The following is a 22,085-nucleotide window of genomic DNA, read 5'->3' on the forward strand; positions in this document are numbered from 1 at the left end:
TGTGGCGGTCATTCGGCCGCGGCGGCAGGGGCCTGCAGCGCGTCGGGCAGCAGCGCAATGCCCAGGCCCTCGCGCACCTTGTTCTCGATCTCGCGGGCAAGGTCGGGGTTCTCGCGCAGGAACTCGCGCGCGTTGTCGCGGCCCTGGCCGATCTTCTCGCCGTTGTAGGCGTACCAGGCGCCCGACTTCTCCACGATCTTGGCGGTCACGCCCATGTCGATGATCTCGCCCTCGCGGCTGATGCCCTCGCCGAACAGGATGTCGAACTCGGCCGTCTTGAACGGCGGCGACACCTTGTTCTTGACCACCTTGACCTTGGTTTCGTTGCCGATGGCCTCGTCGCCCTTCTTGATGGTGCCGGTGCGGCGGATGTCCAGGCGCACCGAGGCGTAGAACTTGAGCGCGTTGCCGCCGGTGGTGGTTTCGGGGCTGCCGAACATCACGCCGATCTTCATGCGGATCTGGTTGATGAAGATGACCATGCAATTGGTCTTCTTGATCGTGGCCGTGAGCTTGCGCAGCGCCTGGCTCATCAGGCGGGCCTGCAGGCCGGGCAGGGCGTCGCCCATCTCGCCTTCGATTTCGGCCTTGGGCGTGAGCGCGGCCACCGAGTCGATGACGATCAGGTCCACGGCGCCCGAGCGCACCAGACTGTCCACGATTTCAAGGGCCTGCTCGCCGGTGTCGGGCTGGCTGATCAGCAGGTCGGACAGCTGCACGCCGAGCTTCTGGGCGTATTGCACATCCAGGGCATGTTCCGCGTCCACGAACGCGCAGGTGCCGCCCTGTTTTTGCATCTCGGCAATCACCTGCAGCGTGAGCGTGGTCTTGCCCGAGGATTCCGGGCCGTAGATCTCGACCACGCGGCCGCGCGGCAAGCCGCCCACGCCCAGGGCGATGTCCAGGCCCAGCGAGCCGGTGGAGACCACCTGGATGTCCTCGATCACCTCGCCTTCGCCCAGGCGCATGATCGTGCCCTTGCCGAATTGCTTCTCGATCTGGGCGAGCGCGGCGGCCAGGGCCTTGGCCTTTTCGGTGTTCACGGGCAATGCGGGGTTGGTGCCTTTGACTGCGACGTCCATGAGAAAACTCCTTGAGAAACAATGGGTTGGGTGCCTGCACCGCTCTGCGGTTAATCACAGGCTGGATGCTTGAACAGTAGTTTATGCGAGTCGTCGCGGGGCATTCAAGCTCAATTTAGTCAGTTTGCCTGACAATGTGCGAATGCCTGATATGCCTCTTCCTTCACCCGCCGAAGACGGCTGGCGCCAGACCCACCTGGGCCGCCTGTTCGGCCACGCCATGCGGCGCTTCGACGCGCGCGTGCTGCAGCTCATGGCGCACAACGTGGAGGTGCCGCTGGCGCTGTCCAACCTCGCGGCGCGCGACCAGGTGAGCGCCGCCCACGTGCACATCACGCGCCACCTGGCGCTGCAGGGCGACCGGCTGACCGACCTGGCCCAGCGCGCGGGCATGACCAAGCAGGCGATGGCCAACCTGGTGGACCAGTGCGAGGCCTGGGGCCTGGTCACGCGCGAGGCCGATCCGCTGGATGCGCGTGCGCGCCGCGTGTGCTTCACGCCCACGGGCCTGGCCTGGCTGCAGGCGTTTCGCGATGCCGTCGCGCAGGCCGAGGCGGAGTTCCGGGCGGAGGTGGGCAACGACGTGGCCACCGTGGTGGCGATCGGGCTGGAGGCCTATGCGGGCGGCTAGGCCGCCGCACGGTCATCCTGGCGCCCAAGGGGGGGGGCTTCAGACGCGCGGGGCGCTCTCCTGCCGCGCGGCGTGGCTCAGCGCGTGGGGGTCCAGCCGCAGCGCGCGCAATGCCCGCGCGGCCACGCCCTGCGGCGTGGCCGCGATCAGTGCCACCACGTGCGCACCCAGCAAGGGGCCGGGCTGGCCCTTGCGAGCCTCCGCCAGTGCCTGGATGAGGCCCTCGCCGGACGGCTGCGCGCGGTAGATCCCGGCCTGCGGCGCACAGGGTGCGGCGGGCGGCATTTCGGCATCGATGCCGATCTGCGCCAGCGCATCGCGGTACTGCTGTTCGATCGCGGCGGGCAGGGCGTCCGGGTTCGCGCCAACGCGCGCGAAAGCGCGGCGCGCGGAGCCGTCGGGCAGCTCGATGGCGGCCAGCAGGAAGTGCTCCGCGCCCGGTTGCGGCTGGCCCCGGGCGCGGGCGTGGTGCTCGGCGCGCGTGCACAGCCGGTGCAGGGTGCGCATGTCGTTCAGGCGCTGGCGGATGTGTTGCAGCATGGGGAGGAGTCCTTCCATCATCCAGGGGGGGCGGGGCGCGTGGCCTGGGGAGAGAGCCGCTTGTGCGCCGCCTGCTTGCTGACGCCCAGGGCCTGGGCAATCTGCGCCCACGACCACCCCCGCTCCAGGGCGGTGGCCACGGCCGCCGCCTCCAGCCGGTCGGCCATCAGGCGCAAGGCCACCACGGCGGCCAGCGCGGCTTCGGGGTCGTCGTGCGGGGGCAGCTGCAGGGGCGGTGGGGTCGGCATTCGTCAACTGTAGTTGACGGAACTCGTATCGTCAACAAGGGTTGACAACAGGGCTCGGAGCCTGGCCCGGGGGGCGGGCCCTCAGGGCGCCGGCCCGGTGCCAGCCGCGGCGCCCGTGGGCGGGGGCGCCGCGCCTGCGGGCTCCGCGCAGGCCAGCAACCATTGCCGGAAGCACTGCAGCGCATGCAGCTGCGTGCGGCCTTCGGGGTAGCAGAGCCAGTAGCCCACCTCGCTCTGGTAGCCCCCGCGCTGGACGGCGGCGGCCAGCGGCTCGCGCACCAGGCCGGCGGTGATCTCGTCCTGCACCAGGCAGCGCGGCACCAGGGCCAGGCCCATGCCGGCCATCACCGCACGGATCATGGTCTGGAACTGGTCGAACTGCGGGCCGGCCAGCGGGTCGAGCTGGCCCTGTACCCCGTGCGTCTCGCTCCAGCGCAGCCAGGCCTCGGGCACGGTCACGTGGCGCAGCAGCGCGTAGCGCGCCACGTCGCGCGGGGTGTGGATGGGCCAGTCCGCCACCTTGGCGCGCGGCGCGATCAGGGCCACGTCGTTGCCCGTGATGTAGTGGGCGTGGGCGCCCGGCCAGTGGCCATCGCCGAACAGGATGGCGCAGTCGAGCTCGGGCCGTTCGAAGTTGTAGCTGTGCACGTACGGCACGAAGTGCAGCGTGACCTGCGGGTGCTGCTGCTGGAACTGCGGCAGGCGCGGAATGAGCCACTTGGCGGCGAAGGTGGGCAGGCTCGACAGGTGCAGCGCGCCGCCGCCGTCATCGCTGGTGATCAGCTCCAGTGTGGCGGCCTCCAGCTGCGCCAGCACGGCGCGCACGGCCTTCTCGTAGCGCTCGCCCGCGGGGGTCAGCGCCAGGCGCTTGCGGCTGCGCTCGAACAGCGGCACGCCCACCCAGGCCTCCAGTTCCTTCACCTGCTTGCTCACCGCGCTCTGCGTGAGGTGCAGGGCCTCGGCGGCCCGCGAGACGCTGCCGAAGCGCGTGACGGTGGAAAACGCCCGCAGCAGGTGCAAGGGGGGTGAAAGGCGGCGCAGGGAAGACATCGTAAGTTATCAAATCATTCCATATGGGAATGTTATCAGGCATATCCATTGCTTGGTAGGGCTCGTGGATTCCATTAATCTCAACCTACCCCATAGGAGAAATGTCCCATGCAACGCCGTCATCTGCTCTCAGCCCTGGCCACAGTATCTTTCGTTCCTGGAATAACTCTGGCGCAAGAAGGCAAGCCCCTGCGCATCATCGTGCCCTTTCCGCCCGGAGGCGCCACGGACATGACCGTGCGCAGCCTGCAGGAGTCGCTGGCCCGCATCCTCAAGCAGCCCGTGGTGCTGGAAAACCGCGGCGGCGCGGGGGGCTCCATCGGCATGGCCGAAGCCGCGCGCGCTCCGGCCGACGGCCTCACGCTGGGCGTGGCCACGCTGTCCACGCACGGCGTGAACCCCGCCGTCTACAGCAAGCTGCCCTACGACCCCATCAAGGACTTCGTGGGCGTGACCGAGATGGTGAAGGCCCCCGGCGTCGTGGTGGTGAACCCGGCCGTGCTGCCCGTCAAGGACTTTGCCGACCTCGTGAAGTACCTGAAGGCCCATCCCGGCAAGGTTTCGTATGCCACGCCCGGCAACGGCACCATCGGCCACATGTGGGGCGAGCTGTTCAAGAGCAGCACCGGCACGGCCATGGTGCACATTCCCTACCGCGGTGCGGGCCCGGCCGTCAACGACGTGCTGGCCGGCCAGGTGGCGGTGTATTTCGACCAGGTGGCTTCCTCGCTGCCGCACATCAAGTCCGGCAAGCTCAGGGCGCTGGCGGTGTCCTGGCCCGAGCGGCTTGACGTGCTGCCTGATGTCCCCACCTACGCACAGCTGGGTTTCGCCAACAACAACGACCCGTCCTGGTTCGGCCTGGTGGCTCCCGCGGGCACGCCCGCGGCCGCGGTGGACCGCATCCAGCAGGCCGTGGCCCAGGCGCTCAAGGAGCCCGCCGTGCGCGAGCGCCTGGCGGGGCAGGGGCTGTACCCGTCGGGCACCACGTCCCGGGACTTCACGGCGCAGATCGCCCGCGAGATCGACAAGATGAAACGGGTGGCGGCCTTTGCGAAGGTGGCGCTGGATTGACATGGGCCCCCGCTGAGGCGCCTCGCGCGATCCACCCCACGGGCGGTGGCGGGCCGGCGGCCAGGGGGAGCCCCATTTTCTTCGATACCGGGCCCCTGGGCCCGGCGGCCACAGCTGGAGGAGTCCGTCTCAGGGATAACCATGGTCTCCAACCGGTCCGGGCGGCTAGGCCGGCCGCCCCACTTTGCGCACACTCTGCCTATGCATGCCGCTTTGAAACTGATCAACCGACGATTCCAGCAGGCCCAGCCCGGTGCCACCGGTTCCCCCGGCACCCCGCTGGCGCCTGCGGCCTTCACCTACCTGCCCGGCACCACGGCGCTGGTGCTCGATTCGCCGCACAGCGGCACACAATACCCCGCCGACTTCGGCTCGGCCTGCGACCTGCCCACGCTGCGCCGCGCCGAGGACACGCACGTCGAGAAGATCTACGCCTTTGCCCCCGCGCTGGGCGTGGCCTGGGTCGAAGCCCACTTTCCCCGCATCTACCTCGATGCCAACCGCGACACGACCGAGCTCGACACCTCCCTGCTCGACGGCGAGTGGACCGGCCCCATCTCCACCGACCCCCAGGTGCTCAGCAAGGTGCGCCTGGGCAAGGGCCTGATCTGGAAGTTCACCGACGAGGGCGAGCCCATCTACAGCCGCCAGCTCACCGTGACCGAGGTGCGCGCGCGCATCGACCGCTGCTGGCGCCCCTACCATGCGGCCGTGGCCCAGGCCATCGACGCCGCCCATGCGCGCCACGGCTACAGCATCCACATCAACTGCCACTCCATGCCCGCCGTGGCGGGGCGCTTCGCCACCGAGTTCCCGGGTCTGGAGCACGCGGACTTCGTGGTGGGCGACCGCGACGGCACCACCGCCAGCCCGGCGCTGTCGGCGCTGGTGTGCGAGCACCTGCGCGGCTGTGGCTACAGCGTGGAATACAACCACCCCTACAAGGGCGTGGAGCTGGTGCGCCGCTACGGCAACCCCGCGCAGCACCGCCACAGCATCCAGGTCGAGATCAACCGCAAGCTCTACATGGACGAGGGCACGCTCGCCCAGCACCCCGAGGGCATGGCCCGGCTGCAGGCAGACCTGCAGAAACTGGTGCGCCTGCTGCTCGCACACGATCCGCGCTGACGCGGCGCGCAGGGGCGGGGCCATCCTAGAATCGAGGGCAGGCGCGGCGCCAGACCGCAGCCAACCCCTCAAGGAGACACCGCATGCGCATCCTCATTGCCGAAGACGACCAGGTGCTGGCCGATGGCCTGCTGCGCACGCTGCGGGCATCGGGCGCCGTCGTGGACCACGTGGCCAGCGGCAGCGAGGCCGACGCGGCCCTGCTGACCAACAACGAGTTCGACCTGCTGATCCTGGACCTGGGCCTGCCCCGGATGCACGGGCTGGAGGTGCTCAAGAAGCTGCGCAGCCGGGGCTCGGCGCTGCCCGTGCTCATCCTCACCGCGGCCGACAGCGTGGAAGAGCGCGTCAAGGGCCTGGACTTCGGTGCCGACGACTACATGGCCAAGCCTTTCAGCCTGCAGGAGCTGGAGGCGCGCGTGCGGGCCCTCACGCGCAGGGGCATGGGCGGCACCAGCAGCGCCATCAAGCACGGCCCGCTCGTGTACGACCAGGCCGGCCGCGTGGCCACCATCGACGGCAAGATGATCGAGCTGTCCGCCCGCGAACTGGGCCTGCTGGAAGTGCTGCTGCAGCGCGCGGGCCGCCTGGTGAGCAAGGAGCAGCTGGTGGAGCGCCTGTGCGAATGGGGCGAGGAGGTGAGCAACAACGCCATCGAGGTCTACATCCACCGCCTGCGCAAGAAGATCGAGGGCGGGCCCATCCGCATCGCCACCGTGCGCGGCCTGGGCTATTGCCTCGAAAAGATTCCAGGGTAGCTACTGAAATGATAGCTGCTTGCGCTTTCTAGACGGGCGCCAGTGGCTCAAAGGGCTTGAAACCTTGAAAATCTTCCAGCGAGAGCAGCGCTCCCTCTTCGGCGAGATCCTTGACTGGATGCTCACGCCGCTGCTGCTGCTGTGGCCCGTGAGCCTGGCGCTCACCTGGCTCGTGGCCCAGGGTCTGGCCAACAAGCCGTTCGACCGGGCGCTGGAGTACAACGCCCATGCGCTGGCCCAGCTCGTGTCCGTGGTGGGCGGCAAGGTGCAGTTCAACCTGCCCCAGCCGGCCAGCGAAATCCTGCGCGCGGACGACTCCGACATCGTCTACTACCAGGTCATCGGCCCGGGGGGCGAATTCCTCTCCGGCGAACGGGAACTGCCCGAGCCCGCCAGCGACGAGGTGCCCCTGTCCGGCGAGGTGCGCCTGCGCGACGCCGAGATGCGCGGCATCGAGATCCGCGTGGCCTACATCTGGGTGCGCCTGCCGCTGGAGGGCACGCCCGTGGCGCTGGTGCAGGTGGCCGAGACGCGCGAAAAGCGCAGCGTGCTGGCCACCGAGATCATCAAGGGCGTGATGCTGCCGCAGTTCGTCATCCTGCCGCTGGCGGTGCTGCTGGTGTGGCTGGCGCTCGCGCGCGGCATCCAGCCGCTGAACCAGCTGGAGCAGCGCATCCGCGCGCGCAACCCCGACGACCTCTCGCCGCTGGACGACCGCACCGTGCCGCTCGAGGTCGCGCCGCTGGTCTCGTCGGTGAACGACCTGCTCACGCGCCTGAACGACTCGCTGGCCACGCAAAAGCGTTTCCTGGCCGACGCGGCGCACCAGCTCAAGACCCCGCTGGCGGGCCTGCGCATGCAGGCCGACCTGGCCCAGCGCGAAGGCACCAGCACCGAAGAGCTCAAGCGCTCGCTGCAGCAGATCGGCCGCTCCAGCATCCGCGCCACGCACACCGTGAACCAGCTGCTCGCATTGGCGCGCGCGGAAGGCAGCGGCGTGGGCATCGCGCGCCAGCCCTGCGACCTGGCGCGCCTCGTGATCGAGGTGGTGCGCGACTCGGTGCCGCGCGCGCTCGAAAAACACATCGACCTGGGCTACGACGGCGCCGAGCCCGGCTCACCCGGCGTGCTGCTGGACGGCAACCCCACGCTGCTCAAGGAACTGGTGCGCAACCTGCTCGACAACGCCATCAACTACACGCCTTCCACCCCCGCCAAGCCCGGCGTGGTCACGGCCCACGTGCTGGCCGATACCTTCGGCCACGTGCTGCTGCTGCAGGTGGAAGACTCCGGCCCCGGCGTGCCCGAGGCCGAGCGCGAGCTGGTGTTCCAGCCCTTTTACCGGGCGCTGGGCAGCGAGGCCGACGGCTCGGGCCTGGGCCTGCCCATCGTGCTGGAGATCGCACGCAAGCACGGGGCCGAGGTCACGCTGGAAGACGCGCGCCCTGGCCACCACCCGCCCGGCGCGCGTTTCAGCGTGCGGTTCGCGGCGCGGGATGTGGTGGCGGGGTCCTGAGCCAGGCCGGGTGCATCCCGCCGCACGGCCTTTCGCGCTGCGGCACATTCCGCGCCGGAATGGGATGAGTTCCAAACGTCGTTAGCCAGCCCGGCCATGCCTCTCCAGAATGGGCCGCACATGCCGCGAGGCGAGGAGAGGACCACGATGACGACGATGAAACGGCGCAAGCTGCTGATCTCCACCGCCGCTGCCTGCCTGGGAGGTGCTGCCCAGGCGCAATCCGCCCCGGTGTCCACGGGCAGCGCACGGCCCCTGCGGCTGCTGGTGCCCTTTGCCGCGGGCGGCGCCACCGACATCACGGCGCGCGCCCTCGCCGGTCCGCTGTCGCAGTTGCTGGGTGCACCCGTGGCCGTGGAGAACCGCCCCGGCGCGGCCGGTGCCACCTGCATGGCCGAGGTCGCTGCCGCCGCGCCCGACGGCGCCACGCTGGGCGTGGCCACGCTGTCCACCCATGGCGTGAACCCAGCCGTCTACAAACACCTGACCTACAACGCGCTGGACGGCTTCACCCCCGTCACCGAGATCGTCAAGGCCCCGGGCGTGCTGGTGGTGCACCCCGGCCTGCCGGTGCGCGATTTCGCGCAGTTCATGCAGCACCTGAAGGCGCGGCCGGACCAGCTGGCCTATGCCTCGCCGGGCAACGGCACCATCGGCCACATGTGGGGCGAGCTGCTCAAGAGCAGTGCCAATGTGCGCATGGACCACCTGCCCCAGGCGGGCGCCACGGCAGCACTGGCCGAGGTGCTGGCGGGCCGGGTGCCGGCGTACTTCGACCAGGTGGCGTCGTCGCTGCCGCACATCCAGGCCGGCCGTTTGCGGGCCCTGGCCGTGTCGTGGAGCCGGCGCCTGGCCCTGCTGCCCGAGGTGCCCACCTACGCCGAGCTCAGCCTGTTCTCGAACAACGACCCGTCCTGGTTCGGCCTGGTGGCCCCTGCGCACACGCCGGCCGCCACGGCGCGGCGGCTGCGCGACGCGGTGGCCACGGTGTTGCGCGAGCCCGCGGTGCTGGCGCGCCTGGGAGAGCAGGGGCTGTTTGCCTCGGGCAGCCTGCCGGACGAGTTTGCCGCGCAGATCCGCAAGGAGGTCGAGAAGATGCGGCGCGTCAGCCGGTTTGCGCGCATCACGCTCGGCAAGGACGCAGCGTGACGGCTATGCCGCAGGCGCATGCGGCGGACGCAGCGCGCGAAGGGACATCAGCGCCATGAAGAGAAAGCCATTCTGGGTGGGCGCGCGGTACACCCCCAGCGCGCCCAGCACCTGCGCCGCCACGCCCGCGAGTTCCCAGCCGTCGGTCTCGTCCGCTTCCCAGCGCGGCACCGTCAGGGGCGCAAAGCCGCGCTCGTCGCCCCACTCCCACACCGCGGGAATGCGGGCCACCACCTGGGGGTCGTTGTGGAAATTGGCCCAGGCCCACAGCCAGGTGCCGCTGGTCCGGGAAATCGATCCGATGAATTCAATGTCCGCCACCAGCCGCGGCACGCCGGCGTGCGAGAAGGTGAGCGTGCCCTGCACCTGGTCATAGTCCCAGCGCTCGAAGCGCGAGATGCCGTAGTCCGTCTCCAGGGCATCCTGCTTGCCCACCAGGGCCTGGTGGCTTTCGGTGACCGCGTCCACCCAGGCGTCGTGCGGAGCATCCGCCATGGCGCCGACACTCTGCGCCATGGAGTCCTGGTAGCAGTGGTGGCAGATGATCTGCAGGTCCAGGCAGTCCTCGTTGCGCTCGTTCCACTCGCCGCCCTCCCGCTCCAGGGCTGCCTGGCAACTGGCGCACCAGGCGTCGGGAAAGGGGCAGTCCGGCGCCGGCATGTCGCAGAACCAGCGCTGCACCGGCTGGCGGCACAGGTGCCCGCAGACGTAGGTGGCGGTGGCTTCGCCGTGGCGGTTGCAGTGGATGGCGGAGAGTTCTTCGGTCATGGCGCGGGGCTCGCGAAAGGAGGGGCGGAATCGAAGGAGGGGCGCGGAACGCCGGGCGCGACCGCCAGCGCGGCCACCACGGTTCAGCCGCAGGCGCGCATCGTCTTGCCGGCCATCGCCGTGCGCAGGGCGTCCAGCTGGGGGCGCAGCGATTCGGTCACGGCGGGCAGTCGCAGCGTGAAACCTGCCGTGTCCGGCCGCTCCTGCACCACGCGGGCCGTGCGCACGCCCTTGCCGCCCAGGGTGGCCAGCTCGCGCTCGGCGGCCTCCTTCGAGGCGAAGCGGCCCAGCGAAAGGCCGAATTCCAGGGTGCCGCCCGCGCGGTCGTGGTCGACCTTGCGGGCACGCAGTTCGGCCCGTTTCCTGTCCAGCGTTTCCAGGTCCTCGAAGCGGCCCATGTAGACCATCCAGCGGCCCGGCACGGGCGTGGGCTCGAGCAGCCAGCTGCCCTGGGGCAGATTGGCTGCGGCGGCGCGCAGGGCGTCGGCCTGGCGTTCGTCGAACACGCCCGCCTGAAGGCATTCGCCGGTGTCGGGCGGGGTGGGGGTCTCGGCGGAAGCCGCAGCCGCTGCGCTGGGGGCGGCGGGCGACGCGGCGGCGGGGGCCTTGCCGGAGTTCACCCGCAGGATCTGCAGCGTCTCGGGCCGTATCTGCTGGTCCATGCGCTGGGGCTCGGCCTGCTCCTCGGGGGCGAAGCCCCAGTCCCGAAGCAGCCCCTGCGACCACGCGTAGTAGCCCGCGTTGGCCAGCAGCAGCGCGATCACGGCAAGTCGCAGCATGGGGGCCTCTCCTTGTTTTCCCGCCGGTTGTCCATGGGGTTGCGCGCCCTCGTCCCCGCCCGCGTGGCGGGCCCGCCCAGGGCCAGGGCCGCCATGGAACAGGCGTCGCCAGGCCACGACGGGCAGCCTCCGCCCCGATGGAGAGGCACGGCGCGGCTCAGGGGGGGCTCCCCAGCTCTTGCACGGCGCTGGGCCGCACGCTGATCTCCGAACTGGTGATCGCCTGCATGCCGCCGGCCGTGTGCACCAGGAGCGCGCCGTCCTCGCCCACGCCGTGGGCCGTGCCCGCGGTGCCGTCGCTCAGGGCCACGGCACGGCCCTGCAGCACGTCGCGGGCCGCGAAACGTGGCTGCATGGGGCCAAAGCCGTAGCCTTCGAACGAGCGCAGCATGCCGATCAGCGGCGGCACGATGCGCAGCAGGGCGGCGGGTGCGTCCAGGCCGGGCTCCACGTCCTGCAGGCTGCCCGGCGGCATGCTCATGCCTTCGCTGCCGCGCGGCAGCACGTTGATGCCGATGCCCACGACCACGTAGCGCGCCGTGCCGGCTGGCCCCTGCGGGGACGGCGCGGCCCCCTGGAGCGCCACGAAACTGGCCGTCTCGACCAGGATGCCGCCCAGCTTGCGGTCGCCACCCGCGCCGCCCAGCCACAGGTCGTTGGGCCATTTCAGGCCCACGCGGGCGGCCTGGCCCGCACCCAGCGGCGGCAGCACGGGCTGCAGGCTCTCGGCCACGCTCACGCCCACGGCGAGCGACAGCCCCGACCAGTCGCGCGGCGCGAGCGGCAGGCCCAGGGACATCATCAGCGAAGATCCCACATCGCTCTGCCACGCCCGCCCCATGCGGCCCCGACCGGCGGTCTGCTGCTCGGCCACGAGCAGCGTGGGCTCGCACTGGCCGGCGCGGGCGCGGCGCATGAGTTCGGTGTTGGTCGAGTCGATGCTGGGCAGCACCTCGACGGTAAAACCGGGTAACAGCGGTGACACCGCCTCCCACACGGCCTCGGCGGGCCAGCGGATGGGGGCGGTGGTCACTGGCGGCGGCCTTTCCGGGCGCCGGGCTGGAGGTTCCCTGGGACTGGCTGGGTGGCCTTGGCGGTTTTGGTCGGTTTGGCGGGCAGGGCGGGCTTCGTGGCCGCCTTGGCGGGGCTGCGCGGCACCGGCGGCGCCCAGCCGCGCTTGGGCGCGAGCAGCGTGCCGCGGCAGTTGTCGCTGCCGCACCAGCAGGGGTATTCCGCCTTCAGCTTGGGCGTGTAGCGCTCTTCGATGATCAGCCCGTAGTCGTAGTTCAGCTCTTCGCCCGCCTTGATATTGCGCAGCGCCGTGATGAAAATGCGGCCGTCCCGTTCGTCGGCGTAGCAGTTGGGGTTGCAGCTGTGGTTGATCCAGCGCGAGGAATTGCCGCCGAACTTTGCGTCGATCACGCGGTCTTCATCCACGTGGAAGTAGAACGTGTGGTTGGGCTGCAGGGGGTCGTGCGGGTGGCGGTCCTGCGCCTCCTGCCAGGTGATGACCTCGCCGGTGTACTCCACCAGCACCTCGCCCTCGGCGATGTCCTGGGCGGCGAACACGCCGTTGCCATGGACGCCCGAGCGCCGGGTCTGGATGCGGCGTCCCGGTGCGGCGGTGGGGGCGGCGGGCGAGGCAAAGCGGGGCATGGCAAAAACTCTGTTAACTTGATAGTGCACACATGTGTGCGTGCGCGTGTATGCGCGCGAAACCCGAATTGTAGGAGCGACCGGGCCGGAACCGGGCGCTCAGAACGAACGACGACGATGACAGGCAAGAGCCCCAAATGACCAAGACCCTGGTAATTGCAGAGAAACCCTCCGTGGCGCAGGACATCGTGCGCGCGCTCACCCCCGTGGCGGGCAAGTTCGACAAGCACGACGACCACTTCGAGAACGACCGCTACGTGGTCACCAGCGCCGTGGGCCACCTGGTGGAGATCCAGGCGCCCGAAGAGTTTGACGTGAAGCGCGGCAAATGGAGCTTTGCCCACCTGCCCGTGATCCCGCCGTACTTTGACCTGAAGCCCGTGGACAAGACCAAGACGCGCCTGAACGCGGTGGTCAAGCAGGCCAAGCGCAAGGACGTGACGCAACTCATCAACGCCTGTGACGCGGGCCGCGAGGGTGAGCTGATCTTCCGCCTGATCGAGCAGTACGCCGGCGGCGCCAAGCCGCTGGGCAAGCCCGTCAAGCGTCTGTGGCTGCAGTCCATGACGCCCCAGGCCATCCGCGACGGCTTCGACGCCCTGCGCACCGAGCAGCAGATGGCGGGCCTGGCCCACGCCGCCCGCAGCCGGTCTGAGGCCGACTGGCTGGTGGGCATCAACGGCACCCGCGCCATGACGGCGTTCAACTCGCGCGATGGCGGGTTCTTCCTGACCACCGTGGGCCGGGTGCAGACGCCCACCCTGTCGCTGGTGGTGGAACGCGAAGAAAAGATCCGCAAGTTCATCAGCCGCGACTACTGGGAAATCCACGCCACCTTCGGCGCCGAAGCCGGCGAGTACCCCGCCAAGTGGTTCGACCCCAAGTGGAAGAAAAGCGAAGACGTCGAAGCCCGCGCGGACCGCGTGTGGTCGGCTGCAGAAGCCACGGCCATCGCCAACGCCGTGCGCGGCAAGCAGGCCACCGTCACCGAAGAGAGCAAGCCCACCACGCAGGCGTCGCCCCTGCTGTTCGACCTGACCAGCCTGCAGCGCGAGGCCAACGGCAAGTTCGGCTTCTCCGCCAAGACCACGCTGGCGCTGGCGCAAAGCCTGTACGAGCGCCACAAGGCCCTGACCTACCCGCGGACCGACTCGCGCGCGCTGCCCGAGGACTACCTGCCGGTGGCAAAGCAGACCTTCGAGATGCTGGCCGACAGCGGCATGCGGCACCTGGCGCCGCACGCGCTCACCGCGCTGAACAATAACTACGTGCGCCCGTCCAAGCGCATCTTCGACAACAGCAAGGTGAGCGATCACTTTGCCATCATCCCCACGCTGCAGGCCCCCAGCGGCCTCTCCGACGCCGAGCAGAAGCTGTACGACCTGGTCGTGCGCCGCTTCATGGCGGTGTTCTTCCCGAGCGCCGAATACACCGTCACCACCCGTATTTCCACGGTGGCGCCCCACAGCTTCAAGACCGAAGGCAAGGTGCTGGTCAGGCCCGGCTGGCTGGCCATCTACGGCAAGGAAGCCGCCGATGAGGTGGAAGGTGGCAAGGACGGCGACAAGGGCCAGAACCTCGTGCCCGTGAAGCCCGGCGAAAGCGTGAGCACCCTGGCAGCCGACCCCAAGGGCCTCAAGACCAAGCCGCCCGCCCGCTACTCCGAAGCCACGCTGCTGGGCGCCATGGAAAGCGCCGGCAAGCAGATCGACGACGACGAGCTGCGCGAAGCCATGCAGGAAAAAGGCCTGGGCACGCCCGCTACGCGCGCGGCCATCATCGAAGGCCTGTTGACCGAAAAGTACATGCTGCGCGAAGGCCGCGAAATCATTCCCACGGCCAAGGCCTTCCAGCTCATGACGCTGCTGCGCGGGCTGGAGGTCGAGGAACTGTGCCGCGCCGACCTGACCGGCGAATGGGAGTTCAAGCTCTCGCAGATGGAAAAGGGGCAGCTCAGCCGCGAATCCTTCATGGCCGACATCGCCGCCATGACCGAGCGCATGGTCAAGAAGGCCAAGGAATACGACCGCGACACCATCCCCGGCGACTACGCCACGCTTGAATCGCCCTGCCCCAACTGCGGCGGCACGGTGAAGGAAAACTACCGCCGCTTTGCCTGCGTGGGCAAGCCTGGTGCGGAAGGCTGCGGCTTCAGCTTCGGCAAGTCGCCCGCGGGCCGCACCTTCGAGACGGCCGAGGCCAACGCCCTGCTGCGCGACAAGAAGATCGGCCCGCTGGAGGGTTTCCGCTCCAAGGCGGGCTGGCCCTTCACCTCCGAGATCGTCATCAAGTACGACGACGAGGCGCACAACTACAAGCTCGAATTCGACTTTGGCGACGACAAGAAGGGCGAGGAGTCTGGCGAGCTCGTGGAGTTTGAAGACGCCGCGCTCGGCCCCTGCCCCATCTGCGGATCGGAAGTGCACGAGCACGGCAGCAACTACGTGTGCAGCAAGGCCGTGCCCACCGCCGCGCAGCCCACGCCCAGCTGCACTTTCAAGAGCGGCAAGATCATCCTGCAGCAGCCCGTGGAGCGCGAGCAGATGCACAAGCTGCTGGAAACGGGCAAGACCGACCTGCTCGACAAGTTCGTGAGCATGCGCACGCGCCGCGCCTTCAAGGCCCACCTGGCGTGGGACAAGGAGGCGGGCAAGGTCAACTTCGAGTTCGCACCGAGCAAGTTCCCGCCGCGCCCAGGCGCTGCTGCAAAAACAGTAGCTGCCAAGGCTGGAAAGACAAGCGCTGCAGCCAAAAAGTCCGCCAAACCTGCCGCCGCCAAGAAAGCCCCGGCCACCAAGACCGCCGCTGCCAAGGCACCGCGCAAGGCCGCAGCCGGCAAGGCCCCCAGCGCCGCCCTGGCCGCCGTGATCGGCGCCGAGCCCGTGGCCCGGCCCGAGGCCGTCAAGAAGATGTGGGAATACATCAAGGCAAACAACCTGCAGGACCCCAAGGACAAGCGCACCATCATCGCCGACGACAAGCTGCGCGCCGTGTTTGGCAAGAACAGCGCGGGCATGTTCGAGCTGGCGGGCATTCTGGGCAACCACCTGGGTGGCGAAGGATGAAGCCACGCGCAGCATCCGCAGCATCGCCTGTGTGGGGCTTCTGGCGCACCGCGCTGGTGGCTCTCGCGGTCGTTGGCGCGCTGGGCGGCTGCAGCAGCACGACAGGTTCTGCGCGCTCCAGCGACCCCGCGAGCCCGCAGCAACCGCAGGGCGCCAGCGGCGTCACCGTGTTTGGCGATATCGATGTGGGCGTATCGCGGGAGCGCACGCGCTGACGCGTGGTGTGCTGCCTTGCAGGCCGTCCCCGCTGAACCTGCCGAACCTGCGCGGAGCCAGCCTTTCCGCCCCCACGGTCGATGATGGACCCTGAACCGCTGGGGAAAGAATGATGGGCGAACCCGCGCTGTCCTTGCAGATCGCCACCACGGTGCAGCACCGCATCCACACCGTCACCGTGCGCATGGATTCGGTGGGCTGGGTGGTGTCGGGCACCAAGCACCTGGTCACGCCCGGCGGCGGGCACCGCTACCCCAGCGGCCGGGTGTTCGTGCTGCCGCGAGGCGCGCAGTGGGAGGTGGTCAACGACCCGGCACCCCAAGGCCGCTATGTGGCGCGGCTGCTGTGTTTCGCGCCCGAGCTGGTGGCGCAGTTCCACCGGCAGTTCGGCCAGTTCGCGGCCATTCCACCAGTGCAAGGCTGCGCGGGCCTCGCGGCCGACGCCGCCTTTGAAGACAGCTATATGCGCGCCGTGGCCGCGCTGGAGAGCGATGCCAGCTCGCAGGCGCTGCGCGAACACCGCGCGCTCGAAGTGCTGCTGATGCTGGCCGAGGCGGGCATCGTCTTCGCCCCGCCCGGCGAGCTGGGCTGGGCCGAACGTGTGCGCCGCCTGGTGGGCCCGAGCCCCCAGGCCGACTGGACGCTCGAACGCATCGCCAAGGCCTTTGCCATCAGCGCCAGCACCCTGCAGCGCCGCCTGGCCCAAGAGGGCGAAACCGTGAGCCAGTGCCTGCGCGACGTGCGGCTGGAGACGGCGCTGGTGCTGCTGCAAAGCTCCGCGCTGCAGGTGTCCGAGATCGCTGCGCGCTGCGGCTACGAGTCGCACAGCCGCTTCAGCGCGGCCTTCCGCGAACGCTTTGGCTTTCCGCCCTCGCAGCTGCGGCCCTGATTCCTGCGGCTGACGCGCAGCGCACAGCCATTGACGCCACCGGGCCAATGCGAAGGCGCGGCGCGCAGCACCATCAAGCCCTTGTTTCACACCGCTACTGCAAGGAGCTTTTCAGATGCCCCACCCACTTTCACGCCCCCTTCGCGTTGGCACCGCCATCGCGGCACTCGCCACGATCGGTTTGGCCCCAGCCGCCCACGCCCAGGCCTTCGCGCTCACCAGCCCCGACTTTGCCGAAGGCAGCACACTGCCCCAGCGCTTCGAGTTCAAGGGCTTTGGCTGTGCGGGCGACAACCAATCACCCGCCCTGCGCTGGAGCGGCGCGCCTGCTGGCACCCAGAGCTTCGCCGTCACCGCCTACGACCCCGATGCCCCCACCGGCTCGGGCTGGTGGCACTGGTCGGTGGTCAACATCCCCGCCAGCACCACCGAGCTGCGGTCCGACGCGGGTGCTGCTGGCGGCGCCAAGCTGCCCGCAGGCGCCAGCCATGTGCGCATTGACTATGGCGTGGCCGCCTGGGGCGGGGCCTGCCCGCCCGAAGGCGATGTGCCGCACCGCTACATCTTCACCGTGCACGCGCTCAAGGTGCCGCGCCTGGACCTGCCTGCCGACGCCACCGCTGCGCTGGCCGGCTACATGATCAACGCCCACAGCCTGGGCAAGGCCACGCTCACGGCGCGCTATGGGCGCCCTGCGGCGAAAGGGAAGCAGCAGCCGTGATAGGGCGTGGCCCGGTGGGCGATGCGATGTTTTAAGCTTGGTGGTCGCCCACCACCCCGCCACAGGCCCACCCCATGCGCAGCACCCGCGAACGAGCCCTCTGGTCCCTCCTGGCCGCATTGCTGCTGGCCGCCACAGCCGCCGCATGGTGGACGGCCGACCAGTGGCTGCCCCACGCCGGGCCGTGGACCGAGCAGGCCTGGAAGAAGATCACCCGCCCCGGCCCCGACACCTTGCCGCCCGGCAAACAGCAGCCCGCCGCACAAGCCCGCGCTGCGCACGGCGGCGCGTCCGAGCCCGCGGCCCCGCAGCCGCGCAAGTGCGTGAAGGACGGCCGCACCACCTACACCGACCAGCCCTGCCCCAAGGGCACGCAGGAGCTGCCGGTGGATGGCGCCGTGACCTCGCTGCCCCGCGCGCAGTAAGTTCATGAAGGTGGCGGGCAGCGGCAGGCCCGCCGGTGTGAGGCATGTCGCTTTTTTCCTAGCCTGCCCGGGGGCTGCGCGGATTCAATCGGTGCATTGATTCACTACCCAGGGCCTCTCTCCTTTTCTTTGGGGGGCCGCATGCACCGATGCAAAAACACACACACCTGCGCAGCTTTTTTCTTTTGCTGGCCCTCGTGGGCCTGGCCGTCCCCTGGTACTTCAATGGGGTGTACTTTCTGGCGGGCGGCAGCGTGATGCCCGATGTCTTCTGGCGGGATGCGTTTGCCAATGCACTCACCACCGGCATCACCCTCGACGTGTACCTGGCCGCCGTGGCGTTCTCGGCCTGGGTGGCGGCAGACCGCAGCCTGGGTGCGTGGCGCTGGGCTTACATCGCGGCCTGCTTTTGCATTGGCCTCGCGTTTGTGATGCCGCTCTACCTGGCTCAGCGCTTGCGCGTGGGCTCCAAGGGTGGGGCAGGCTGATTCGGCAGGGCCTGCGCGCCGATCTGCAAGGGCCAGTGCGCGGTGAGCGGGCTGCGCGTGCCTTGCACCAGAGCCTGCAGCGGGTGGCCCGCCAGCCTGCGCACATCGCGCCCCATGTGCGACTGGTCGTAGTACCCCTGGCCGGCGGCCAGGTCCACCACCGGGCCGCCGGGCGCGGCGAGGGCGTTGCCCAGCGTGCGGTTCAGCCGCGCAATCACCTGAAACTGCTTGGGCGCCATGCCCCAGTGCGCCGCAAAGCGCCGCTCAAACTGCCGCTGGCCCAGGCCCATGCGCTGGTGGCCTGATTCCGCGCCCGTGGCGTCGGCGCTGGCCGCCTGCAGCAAGGCCAGGGCTTGCCGCCGCCATGCATCACAAGGCGACGGCGGTGCGGCCAGCTGCCGGACGAACTGGTGCAGCACCGTAAGCCGTGTGGCATCGTCTGCCGCCGCCAGCACGCCATGCTCCACCTCTGCCCATTGCGGGCCCACCAGTTCCGCCAGCGGCCGTAGCGTGTTCACCAGCCCGCGTGCACTGCCAAACAGCGCCGCGGCGGCCTCAGGCTGCAGCACCAGCCCCACGGCCCGCACCGGTCCGCCGTGTTCGTACACCGTGGCCGTGGTGCTGGCGCTGATCCAGGCCGACGGCGGCACCAGCGCGCCCCGGCACCGCACCTGCCCGGCCAGCCGCACCACCAGCATGCTCGACACCATCGCCGGGAAATGCGACTGCGCCAGTTCCGCAGGGGCATCGATCACCACCGCTGCCATCAACCAGGGCTGTAGATCGGAGGGGAGGGGCACAAGACGCTGCATGCCCGGATTCTGCACACCGGCGATGTGCTGGCAGGAACACCCGTCCAGCCACGCGCGCGACATGCGCCTGCCGCACCGCCCGGCTATCCTTTCCGCTTCACCAGCCCACCACCGCATCCCCCGCCACGCAACATGCAGTCAGCACCCACCCGCTCCCTTCCCCTGGCCGGGGCCACCAACTTCCGCGATCTGGGCGGCTACGCCGGCCATGGCGGGCGCACCGTCAAATGGCGGCGCATCTTCCGCTCGGACCACCTGGCGGGCCTCACCGCGCAGGACCGGGCCCTGCTGGCCGAGCTGGGCGTGGCCCGCGCGGTGGACTTTCGCGGCCAGGCCGAAAGCGCCGCGTATGCCTACGCGCTGCCGGGCATCAGCTACCACCCGCTGGCCATCGAGCCCACGGTGGTGCAGCGCGCGCTGGAACTGCAGCGCACCGGCCGCCAGCTCACCGCGCAAGACGCCGTGGCGCTGATGCAGGACACCTACCGGGGCTTTGTGCACGACAACGCGCATCGATTTGCCGAGCTGTTCCGCCTGCTGCTCGATGAAGGCAGCGCCACCCCGCTGGTGTTCCACTGCACCGCGGGCAAGGACCGCACAGGCTTTGCCGCCGCCCTCATCCTGCTGGCGCTGGGCGTGCCGCGCGAGGTGGTGATGCAGGACTACCTGCTCACCAACACCCTCTACCGCCGCCCCGAGGGGTTGGCCAGCCACGCGCCCGACGAAGTGCTGGCCGTGCTGTGGCGTGTGCAGGAGGAGTTTCTCAATGCAGCCCTGCACATGGTGGACACCGAGTTCCAGGGCGTCGATGCCTACCTGCGCGACGTGCTGGGCGTGAGCGCGGCGGCCCGGCAGGCGCTGGCCGCCCGCTACCTCGAACAGCCCTGACGCCGCCTTTCAGGCGCCCGCCAGGGAATCGCCCCCCTTACGCCAGGTGCGCCAGCAGATGGCGCCAGAAGTTCAGGCGCGCCTCCAGGGTCGAGACGAGGATGTGTTCCTGCAGCGTGTGGGCGCCGTCGCCGTCGGCACCCAGCCCGTCGAGTGTGGGCACCCCCAGGGCCGAGGTGAAGTTGGCGTCGCTGCCGCCGCCGGTCATGGGCGCATCTTCGAGCGCGAAGCCCGCATGCCGGGCCGACGCCTTGGCGCGGTCCAGCAGGGCCACCACGGCCTCGCTCTTGACCATGGGCGGGCGGTTCACCTCGACCTCGATGTCGAGTTCCATGTCCGCGCCCACCGGGCGCAGCGCCTGCATCTTGTGCACCAGCTCGTCGGCGGCCTGCAGGTCGGGGAGGCGAAAGTCCACCACGCAGCGGCACTGCGCCGGCACCGTGTTGGTGGCGGTGCCACCTTCGATGGTGCCCACGCTCACCGTCACGCCGCGCGCGTAGTCGGTCATGGCCTCCAGCGCCAGGATCTGGTGCGCCATTTCGCGGATCGCGCTGCGGCCTTTTTCATGCGCCACGCCCGCATGGGCCGCCTGGCCCTTCACGCCCAGGCGCAGCATGCCCGTGCCCTTGCGCGCGGTCACGCATCTGCCGCCATTGGCACGGGCAGGCTCGCAGACCAGGGCGTAGCGGGCATTGTGCGCAAAACGCTCGATGTGCACACGCGAAGCGTGGCTGCCGGTTTCTTCGTCGGGCACGACCACGAAGTCGATCGGCATCGCGCTGGCGCCGGCGGCCGCCAGGTCGCGCAGGGCCGTCATGGCCAGGTAGATGCCTGCCTTCATGTCGTAGCCGCCGGGGCCGTAGAAGCGGTCGCCCTCGATGCGGCAGGGGTTGTCGCTCAAGGTGCCCACCGGGTGCACGGTGTCCGAGTGGCCCAGGACCAGCAGCCCGGGGCGCGTGTCGCCGGCTGCGCGGTTGGTCACGTGCAGCAGCGGCCCCACGCGCTCGCCCAGTGGCGTCACGGTGGCCTGCAGTCCGCCTTCCAGGGCATAGCGGGCCATGTCGGCCACCATGGCCGCCACGCCCGCGGGCGAGCTGGTGGGTGACTCGCATTGCATCCAGGCGGTGATGCCGTCAATGAGCGTCTGTGTCGTGGCGGAGGTGGTCATGGCGGTGCAAGGTGGGACAGGGTGGTTCGGGGGCTCCGCCTGCTTCCCGCAGGACGGAGGGCTGAGGCCGAGGAGGTGCAGGCGGCGGGCGTCAGGCCGTGTGCTCGCCGGCCAGCCGGGCCAGTTGTGCAGCGTCGGGGAGGTGGCCGTGGAACCACAGGTGCGCGCAGACGGCCGACATGGCCTTGCCATCGTGGCCAATGCCCGCCACGGTGTGCAGCTGCCAAGCCAGCGGCAGGCCGCGGCGCACGGCCTCGGCCCGGGCGGTGGCGTAGTAGTTCAACGCGCGGGCATAGCGGTGCGGGCCCTGGCGCAGTGCCGCCGGTTCGGACGGCAAGTGCACGTCGGCCGTGGCGATGTCCTGGTCGCCCGCCAGGATGGTCAACGGGTAGGCGAACAGGCGCGCCAGGCTGCCGGTGTCCGCGGGGGTGCCGGCCAGGCCTTCGGGGAACGGCAGCTCCAGCAGCGGCAGCGTGTACCAGCCGGGGTTGCCCGCGGCCACACCGGCAAAGGTGCCGGGCGTGAGCACGCTCATCAGCCGGTGCACGAACTGCCCGCCGGCGGAGTGGCCGAACAGGTACAGCGGCTGCGTGGTCAACACGCCCGATGCCTTGAGCTCATCGACCAGCCGCGTCACGACGGTGTACGACCAGTGCCCGGGTGGGTTCGCCGGAGCCGTGTCGGCGTGGGCTTCGCGGTCGGCGGTGGCCAGCAGGTTGCCGTTGTTGTAGCTCACCACGTCGGGCCACTGCGCGTTCGAGAACGTGGGCGCGATGATGACCAGGCCATGCTCGTCGGCGGCGGGCATCCAGAAGTCGCGGTAGTCGTCGCCGTTGCGCATCACGCCGTGCTGCACCAGCACGATGGGGCTGTGGTCCGTGGCATGTGCGGGCCGGTAGGTGTTCAGCGTGATGGAGCGGCCACCGGGCAGGGGGCTGTTGCTGTAGTCCACCGCGTGGCGGCCCACCCGCTGCACGGCGTCGCGCAGCGATTGCAGATGAAGTTCGTTGGGCATAGGCAAGAAATGGGGCAGG

The 22,085-nt window shown here is 69.8% G+C and carries 24 protein-coding genes; 13 read left to right on the forward strand and 11 right to left on the reverse strand.

Going from position 1 to position 22,085, the window contains the following annotated elements; genetic code table 11:
• Nucleotides 1-8: 8 nt before the first annotated feature.
• Nucleotides 9-1,082 carry a recombinase RecA gene (gene recA, locus AC07PV_RS22600; protein WP_218297173.1) on the reverse strand — a complete coding sequence of 358 codons (1,074 nt, stop codon included), beginning with the start codon at nt 1,080-1,082 and terminating at the stop codon, nt 9-11.
• A 142-nt stretch (nt 1,083-1,224) separates the two neighbouring features.
• On the opposite strand from recA, the gene AC07PV_RS22605 reads away from it, so the two are divergent.
• Nucleotides 1,225-1,713: a MarR family winged helix-turn-helix transcriptional regulator gene (locus AC07PV_RS22605; protein ID WP_218339455.1), complete on the forward strand. Its 489-nt coding sequence runs from the start codon at nt 1,225-1,227 to the stop codon at nt 1,711-1,713.
• Nucleotides 1,714-1,752: 39 nt separating this feature from the next.
• On the opposite strand, the gene AC07PV_RS22610 is transcribed toward AC07PV_RS22605, so the two are convergent.
• The 3 genes from AC07PV_RS22610 to AC07PV_RS22620 form a co-directional block, all read right to left on the reverse strand.
• Nucleotides 1,753-2,253: a Clp protease N-terminal domain-containing protein gene (locus AC07PV_RS22610; RefSeq protein WP_369643710.1), complete on the reverse strand. Its 501-nt coding sequence runs from the start codon at nt 2,251-2,253 to the stop codon at nt 1,753-1,755.
• Nucleotides 2,254-2,270: 17 nt separating this feature from the next.
• On the reverse strand, nt 2,271-2,501 hold the full coding sequence (locus AC07PV_RS22615) for a helix-turn-helix domain-containing protein (RefSeq protein WP_218297176.1): 231 nt from the start codon (nt 2,499-2,501) through the stop codon (nt 2,271-2,273).
• Nucleotides 2,502-2,582: 81 nt separating this feature from the next.
• Nucleotides 2,583-3,551, reverse strand: coding sequence for a LysR substrate-binding domain-containing protein (locus tag AC07PV_RS22620; protein WP_369643709.1), 969 nt, complete (start codon nt 3,549-3,551; stop codon nt 2,583-2,585).
• A gap of 108 nt (nt 3,552-3,659) precedes the next feature.
• Between AC07PV_RS22620 and AC07PV_RS22625 the strand changes: the two genes are divergently transcribed.
• From AC07PV_RS22625 to AC07PV_RS22645, 5 genes are all read left to right on the forward strand, one after another.
• Nucleotides 3,660-4,625 carry a tripartite tricarboxylate transporter substrate binding protein BugE gene (locus AC07PV_RS22625; RefSeq protein ID WP_218297178.1) on the forward strand — a complete coding sequence of 322 codons (966 nt, stop codon included), beginning with the start codon at nt 3,660-3,662 and terminating at the stop codon, nt 4,623-4,625.
• A gap of 201 nt (nt 4,626-4,826) precedes the next feature.
• The gene (locus AC07PV_RS22630; RefSeq protein WP_492245191.1) at nt 4,827-5,753 is read left to right on the forward strand and encodes an N-formylglutamate amidohydrolase; all 927 of its coding nucleotides are present in this window, start codon (nt 4,827-4,829) and stop codon (nt 5,751-5,753) included.
• A gap of 83 nt (nt 5,754-5,836) precedes the next feature.
• Complete coding sequence (locus AC07PV_RS22635) at nt 5,837-6,511, forward strand: response regulator (protein WP_218297180.1); 675 nt, start codon at nt 5,837-5,839, stop codon at nt 6,509-6,511.
• A 64-nt stretch (nt 6,512-6,575) separates the two neighbouring features.
• Nucleotides 6,576-8,027, forward strand: a complete 1,452-nt coding sequence (locus AC07PV_RS22640; protein ID WP_218297181.1) for a sensor histidine kinase — start codon at nt 6,576-6,578, stop codon at nt 8,025-8,027.
• A 156-nt stretch (nt 8,028-8,183) separates the two neighbouring features.
• Nucleotides 8,184-9,176 carry a tripartite tricarboxylate transporter substrate-binding protein gene (locus AC07PV_RS22645; protein ID WP_494631389.1) on the forward strand — a complete coding sequence of 331 codons (993 nt, stop codon included), beginning with the start codon at nt 8,184-8,186 and terminating at the stop codon, nt 9,174-9,176.
• Between the two features lie 3 nt (nt 9,177-9,179).
• On the opposite strand, the gene AC07PV_RS22650 is transcribed toward AC07PV_RS22645, so the two are convergent.
• From AC07PV_RS22650 to AC07PV_RS22665, 4 genes are all read right to left on the reverse strand, one after another.
• The gene (locus AC07PV_RS22650) at nt 9,180-9,944 is read right to left on the reverse strand and encodes a DUF6882 domain-containing protein (protein WP_494631369.1); all 765 of its coding nucleotides are present in this window, start codon (nt 9,942-9,944) and stop codon (nt 9,180-9,182) included.
• 83 nt (nt 9,945-10,027) lie between these two features.
• The gene (locus AC07PV_RS22655; protein WP_218297183.1) at nt 10,028-10,723 is read right to left on the reverse strand and encodes an SPOR domain-containing protein; all 696 of its coding nucleotides are present in this window, start codon (nt 10,721-10,723) and stop codon (nt 10,028-10,030) included.
• A gap of 157 nt (nt 10,724-10,880) precedes the next feature.
• Entirely contained in the window at nt 10,881-11,756 is an 876-nt protein-coding gene (locus AC07PV_RS22660; protein ID WP_494631371.1) for a biotin--[acetyl-CoA-carboxylase] ligase, read from the reverse strand.
• Nucleotides 11,753-12,379, reverse strand: a complete 627-nt coding sequence (locus AC07PV_RS22665) for an SET domain-containing protein (RefSeq protein ID WP_218297185.1) — start codon at nt 12,377-12,379, stop codon at nt 11,753-11,755. Before AC07PV_RS22665 ends, AC07PV_RS22660 begins: the two co-directional genes overlap by 4 nt.
• A 137-nt stretch (nt 12,380-12,516) precedes the next feature.
• Between AC07PV_RS22665 and AC07PV_RS22670 the strand changes: the two genes are divergently transcribed.
• The 6 genes from AC07PV_RS22670 to AC07PV_RS22695 all read left to right on the forward strand — a co-directional run bounded on the left by AC07PV_RS22670 (nt 12,517) and on the right by AC07PV_RS22695 (nt 18,183).
• Nucleotides 12,517-15,444 (forward strand): DNA topoisomerase III, encoded by a 2,928-nt coding sequence (locus AC07PV_RS22670; RefSeq protein ID WP_494631373.1) that lies wholly within the window; start codon nt 12,517-12,519, stop codon nt 15,442-15,444.
• Nucleotides 15,441-15,659, forward strand: a complete 219-nt coding sequence (locus AC07PV_RS22675) for a hypothetical protein (RefSeq protein WP_492806628.1) — start codon at nt 15,441-15,443, stop codon at nt 15,657-15,659. The genes AC07PV_RS22670 and AC07PV_RS22675 overlap by 4 nt, the downstream gene beginning before the upstream one ends.
• Nucleotides 15,660-15,769: 110 nt before the next feature.
• Entirely contained in the window at nt 15,770-16,549 is a 780-nt protein-coding gene (locus AC07PV_RS22680) for a helix-turn-helix transcriptional regulator (protein WP_494601095.1), read from the forward strand.
• Nucleotides 16,550-16,664: 115 nt separating this feature from the next.
• A complete protein-coding gene (locus tag AC07PV_RS22685) occupies nt 16,665-17,270 on the forward strand; it encodes a YbhB/YbcL family Raf kinase inhibitor-like protein (RefSeq protein WP_369643703.1) in 606 nt (201 codons plus the stop codon).
• A 74-nt stretch (nt 17,271-17,344) separates the two neighbouring features.
• Nucleotides 17,345-17,695, forward strand: a complete 351-nt coding sequence (locus tag AC07PV_RS22690; protein ID WP_494601093.1) for a DUF4124 domain-containing protein — start codon at nt 17,345-17,347, stop codon at nt 17,693-17,695.
• A 149-nt stretch (nt 17,696-17,844) separates the two neighbouring features.
• Nucleotides 17,845-18,183: a DUF2834 domain-containing protein gene (locus AC07PV_RS22695; protein ID WP_494631375.1), complete on the forward strand. Its 339-nt coding sequence runs from the start codon at nt 17,845-17,847 to the stop codon at nt 18,181-18,183.
• On the opposite strand, the gene AC07PV_RS22700 is transcribed toward AC07PV_RS22695, so the two are convergent.
• A complete protein-coding gene (locus AC07PV_RS22700; RefSeq protein WP_492806623.1) occupies nt 18,144-18,995 on the reverse strand; it encodes a helix-turn-helix domain-containing protein in 852 nt (283 codons plus the stop codon). The two genes, AC07PV_RS22695 and AC07PV_RS22700, sit on opposite strands and share 40 nt — an antisense overlap.
• 132 nt (nt 18,996-19,127) lie before the next feature.
• Here AC07PV_RS22700 and AC07PV_RS22705 point away from each other — a divergent pair, with 132 nt between their 5' ends.
• Complete coding sequence (locus AC07PV_RS22705) at nt 19,128-19,883, forward strand: tyrosine-protein phosphatase (RefSeq protein ID WP_218339468.1); 756 nt, start codon at nt 19,128-19,130, stop codon at nt 19,881-19,883.
• Nucleotides 19,884-19,920: 37 nt separating this feature from the next.
• On the opposite strand, the gene AC07PV_RS22710 is transcribed toward AC07PV_RS22705, so the two are convergent.
• Together AC07PV_RS22710 and AC07PV_RS22715 are read right to left on the reverse strand one after the other, a co-directional pair.
• Nucleotides 19,921-21,051, reverse strand: coding sequence for a M20 family metallopeptidase (locus AC07PV_RS22710; RefSeq protein WP_494596866.1), 1,131 nt, complete (start codon nt 21,049-21,051; stop codon nt 19,921-19,923).
• 91 nt (nt 21,052-21,142) lie between these two features.
• Nucleotides 21,143-22,066, reverse strand: a complete 924-nt coding sequence (locus tag AC07PV_RS22715) for an alpha/beta hydrolase family protein (protein ID WP_494601090.1) — start codon at nt 22,064-22,066, stop codon at nt 21,143-21,145.
• Between the last annotated feature and the right edge of the window lie 19 nt (nt 22,067-22,085).

It is taken from the genome of Acidovorax sp. GW821-FHT09A11 (assembly GCF_059418365.1).